The organism is Vibrio sp. M260118, from assembly GCF_036533755.1.
In the GTDB taxonomy this organism is placed as follows: Bacteria; Pseudomonadota; Gammaproteobacteria; order Enterobacterales; family Vibrionaceae; genus Vibrio.
In genome coordinates this window covers 1-4801 of record NZ_JATABG010000286.1, presented here as the reverse complement: position 1 = coordinate 4801, position 4801 = coordinate 1, and the positions used below count along the sequence as shown (strand labels likewise).

Annotated in this window: 3 protein-coding genes and 1 pseudogene; 1 reads left to right on the top strand and 3 read right to left on the bottom strand. The window is 44.9% G+C overall.

Annotated features, from left to right (window positions below; translation table 11 throughout):
* Positions 1-255: 255 nt before the first annotated feature.
* From lysS to brnQ, 3 genes are all read right to left on the bottom strand, one after another.
* The gene (gene lysS / locus QTO00_RS15060) at positions 256-1788 is read right to left on the bottom strand and encodes a lysine--tRNA ligase (RefSeq protein WP_331425517.1); all 1533 of its coding nucleotides are present in this window, start codon (positions 1786-1788) and stop codon (positions 256-258) included.
* 40 nt (positions 1789-1828) lie between these two features.
* Positions 1829-2927, bottom strand: a protein-coding gene (prfB, locus tag QTO00_RS15055) for a peptide chain release factor 2 (protein WP_152604176.1) whose coding sequence is annotated in 2 segments (ribosomal slippage) — positions 1829-2851 and positions 2853-2927 — 1098 coding nt in all. Because the reading frame shifts where the segments join, the coding sequence is not laid out codon by codon here.
* 162 nt (positions 2928-3089) lie between these two features.
* Entirely contained in the window at positions 3090-4403 is a 1314-nt protein-coding gene (gene brnQ / locus QTO00_RS15050; RefSeq protein ID WP_331425516.1) for a branched-chain amino acid transport system II carrier protein, read from the bottom strand.
* Positions 4404-4719: 316 nt separating this feature from the next.
* Between brnQ and QTO00_RS15045 the strand changes: the two are divergent.
* Positions 4720-4801 (top strand): annotated as a pseudogene (locus QTO00_RS15045) (tRNA (adenosine(37)-N6)-methyltransferase TrmM); the annotation flags it as partial.

The window sequence follows — 4801 nt, the reverse complement described above, 5'->3', positions numbered from 1 at the left end:
TGGTTACATTATAGAGACTTGAGCAGATAATCTGTCTTAATATTGAGACCAGAGGGGTAATCACATTTTTTCCACATAGAGTGAGAGTCTGCTCGAAAAATTATGTCTTTCCTAATTAACTCAATTAGTTACCGAACAAAGTTCCAAAGATAATATCGTCCTATAAGCAGACTGTGGTCGAGTTTTAGTTTGTTTCAGATATAAGAAAAGTCACCCGAAGGTGACTTTTTACTTAATTGATAAAGACTTACAGTCTTAGCCTTGCGGACGCATCGCTGGGAATAGGATTACATCACGGATAGTGTGCGTGTTAGTGAACAACATCGCTAGACGATCGATACCGATACCTTGACCCGCTGTTGGCGGTAGGCCGTGCTCTAATGCAGTAATGTAGTCTGCATCGTAGTACATCGCTTCGTCATCACCCGCATCTTTCGCATCAACCTGCGCTTTAAAGCGAGCGTCTTGGTCTTCTGCATCGTTAAGCTCAGAGAAGCCGTTTGCCACTTCACGACCACCAATGAAGAACTCAAAGCGGTCAGTGAAGAACGGATTGTCATCGCTACGACGAGCCAGTGGAGAGATGTCCGCTGGGTAACCAGTGATGAAGGTTGGTTGAATTAGCTGAGGCTCAGCCGTTTCACCAAAGATCTCTTCTAGAAGCTGACCACATGTCCAGAATGACTCCACTTCAACGTGTACAGACTTCGCAATCGCAACCATCTTTTCACGGTCAGTTAGATCCGTTTCTGTTAGTGCTTGGATTTCAGCGTGCTCTGGGTTGTAGTGCTTGATCGCTTCAAACATGCTCATACGCGCGTATGTACCACCAAATTCAACCGTCTCTTCACCGTATGGCATAGAAGTCGAACCTAGAACGTCCATCGCTACTGTGCTTAGCATCTCTTCAGTTAGATCCATCAGATCTTTGTAGTCAGCATACGCTTGGTAGAATTCCATCATAGTGAATTCTGGGTTGTGGCGTGGAGAAAGACCTTCGTTACGGAAGTTACGGTTGATCTCAAATACACGGTCAAAACCACCTACTACTAGACGCTTCAGGTATAGCTCTGGTGCAACACGTAGGTACATGTCGATGTCGAGTGCGTTGTGGTGAGTGATGAATGGACGAGCTGTTGCACCACCAGGGATCACGTGCATCATCGGCGTTTCAACTTCGAGGTAACCTTTTGAACTCATAAAGTTACGGATAGAAGAAACCAACTTAGAGCGAATGATGAATGCTTGGCGAGAGTCTTCATTCACGATCAGGTCAACATAACGCTGACGGTAACGCATCTCTTGGTCCGTTAGACCGTGGAACTTCTCAGGAAGAGGACGAAGCGCTTTAGTTAGCAGCTCGTAAGATTCCATGTTTACGTACAGGTCGCCTTTACCAGACTTGTGCAGTGCACCTTTCACACCGATGATGTCACCGATATCTAGGCCTTGGTACTTCTCTTTAAGCTCTTTTTGCACATCTTTTGCAGCGTATGCTTGGATGCGGCCAGAAGTCTCTTGGATCGCTAGGAACGGACCACGCTTCGCCATTACACGACCAGCAATTGCTACTACGTGGTTTAGCTCTTCAAGCTCTTCTTTTGTCTTATCACCGAACTCCGCTTGCAAGTCACCCGCTAGGTGCTCACGACGGAAATCATTTGGGTGGCCGTTTGCTTTGCACGACTGGCGGATATGGTCCAGCTTAGCGCGACGCTCAGCGATCAGCTTATTTTCTTCAGGTGAAAAGCCTTCTTGTGCGTTTTCGTTTTGAACAGCATCAGTCATTTTCGATGTATCCTGTTTCTTTTTGTGTCGGTGATAAAGCTTAAAGACCTGATTTCAGGCTAGCTTCGATAAATTTGTCTAGGTCGCCGTCAAGCACCGCTTGGGTGTTACGGTTTTCAACGCCAGTACGTAAATCTTTAATGCGTGAGTCATCCAGAACGTAAGAACGAATCTGGCTACCCCAACCGATGTCAGACTTGGCATCTTCATTCGCTTGCTTCTCTGCGTTTTGCTTTTGAATCTCTAATTCAAATAGTTTCGCACGAAGCTGCTTCATCGCTTGGTCTTTGTTCTTATGCTGAGAACGATCGTTCTGACACTGCACCACAGTATTGGTTGGAACGTGGGTAATACGTACCGCAGATTCAGTAGTGTTTACGTGCTGACCACCCGCACCAGATGCTCGGTATACGTCGATACGAAGATCGGAAGGGTTAATGTCGATCTGAATGTTGTCATCAATCTCTGGATAGATAAATGCAGAAGCAAACGAAGTATGACGACGACCACTAGAATCGAATGGTGACTTACGAACCAAACGGTGAACGCCCGTTTCTGTGCGCAACCAACCGTAAGCGTACTCACCCGAGATGCGTACCGTTGCGCCTTTCAGGCCAGCCACTTCACCTTCTGATACTTCGATAACCTCAGTCTTGAAGCCTTTTGCTTCAGCCCAACGTAGGTACATACGCAGCATCATTGAAGTCCAGTCTTGCGCCTCTGTACCACCAGAACCCGACTGCAAATCAATGTAACAATCAGATGAATCATGGTCGCCAGAAAACATACGACGGAACTCAAGCTTCTCAAGCTTAGCTTCAAGTTCAGCAAGCTCTGGTTCGATCTCGTCAAACGTCTCTTGATCTTCTTCTTCAACCGCCAGCTCTAGAAGACCTTCAACGTCCTCTACACCTTGGTCAAGCTGATCAATGGTTTCAACAACCGCTTCTAGTGAAGAACGCTCTTTACCTAACGCTTGGGCACGTTCAGGCTCGTTCCACACATCCGGCTGTTCGAGTTCTGCATTAACTTCTTCTAGACGCTCTTGCTTGGCGTCATAGTCAAAGGTACCCCCTCAGGACATTAGTGCGCTCAGACACGTCCTTTAGGCGGTTTTTAATAGGATTGATTTCAAACATGTTTGCTCAACATTTATGAGTAGAATTTAACCGAAGAATTCTACTGAAAAATGTGACGAAGATACAGGAAAATTTTATGGAAGAATAAAAATGCTTGAATAGGAAAAATCCCCTGCCACGCCTTGCGCGACAGGGGATCTTTGATTCATAAAACCTGCTTTATTATGCAGCTTCTTCTGTTAGCGTTTGTGGCTCTGATTTACCGATAAAAAACATACATACCATTGCCACGGCCGTTGGCAATAACCAACCCATGCCTACCTCAAAGAGAGGCAGCATACTTAGTGCAGATACGTCTACCCCCGCCACTTTTGCTGCATCAATCAAGGCGAACAGAAGTGACACTAAGATAACGACACGGTAAGCCACTTGTGGGTTTGGTAGCTTTTGGCGAATAAACGTCAATGCAACCAGTGCAATCGCGACTGGGTAAAGGGCGAACAGAACTGGCACAGAAAGTGAAATAAGCTGCGACAAACCAACATTTGCCACCGTGGCACACGCGACACCAATAATGATAACCCACGCTTTGTAAGCAATTGGAGTGATCGAACTGAAGTAGTCAGAACACGCAGAAATGATACCGATCGCCGTTGTTAAACACGCAAGAAGCACAATCACTGACAGTACAATTTGGCCATATGGACCAAACAGAGACTGCACATACATGCTAAGAATGGCACCACCGTTGTCAGCACCTACGGCAACAGCGGCACTGGTCGCACCAAGATAGAACAGTGAAACGTAAACAAATGCCAAGCCTACAGCTGCAACAAGTGCTGCGCTGATCAGATATTTGGCTGTCGCATTTTGATCTTGGATTCCTTTTTTACGAAGGGCATCAACGATAAGACCACCAAACATCAAAGACGCAAAGGTATCCATGGTGTTGTAACCTTCAAGGAAGCCTTTTTGCAGTGGATGCGTTAGGTATTCACCTTGCGCGGCAATCATCTCACCTTGCGGATCGATAAATACAGCTGCAGCAAGAATAATCAAACCGATGAAAAGGACTGGCGTTAGTAGCTTGCCGATAACGTCAATCAATTTACCTTGAGACCAAGCGAAAGACATCGCTACTACAAAGAACAAGATTGAGAAAATAGTTAAGTGTAGCTGAGCTGCGTCAGCAAAAAACGGCTTAATCGCCATTTCATAGGCTACAAGACCAGTACGAGGTGCTGCAAATGCAGGACCGATAATAATGAAGATCAGTACTGCGATGGTCATCGCAGCTCGCTTCGGTAAATCTTTTGTCAGGTGATCCCAAGAGCCACCAGCGACAGCTATAGCAACGATGGTAATAAGAGGTAGGCCTACTGCTGTCAAAAGGAAACCAGTCATGGCTGGAATTAAGTTTTCACCCGCTAGTTGACCTGCCAGAGGAGGGAAAATGATGTTACCTGCACCTAAAAAGAATGCGAAAAGCATAAAGCCTACCGCAATAATATCTGATAGTTTTAAAGTCTGATTCACTGTCGACCCTTTAATTATAATTTGATAGATGTTGTGTATGCTGAGTAATACGAAAATCCGTTCACTCTATAAATTTGAGCCGCGCATGATGACGAAATCCTCATCAGCTAGCAAGCTTCAAGATAAAAACGCCATAAAAATTTATAATCAAAGCAAATAAGCAGTACATATCACTAGATTAAAAGAGAAACTAAGATAATCTAACTAGTCACTTTCATCTACACAAGCAACACAAATAGAATAAAAAGCCATACAACAACTCAACATCAGATCATTTATCTTAAAATACCCCCAAACACCGACTTACATAAATAATATGAAAAAGACAAAAGACTTCGAATTCAAACAATTTAGAATTTACGGTGGCCACTCAGGAATGCCCGTGAGTACAGACGGTG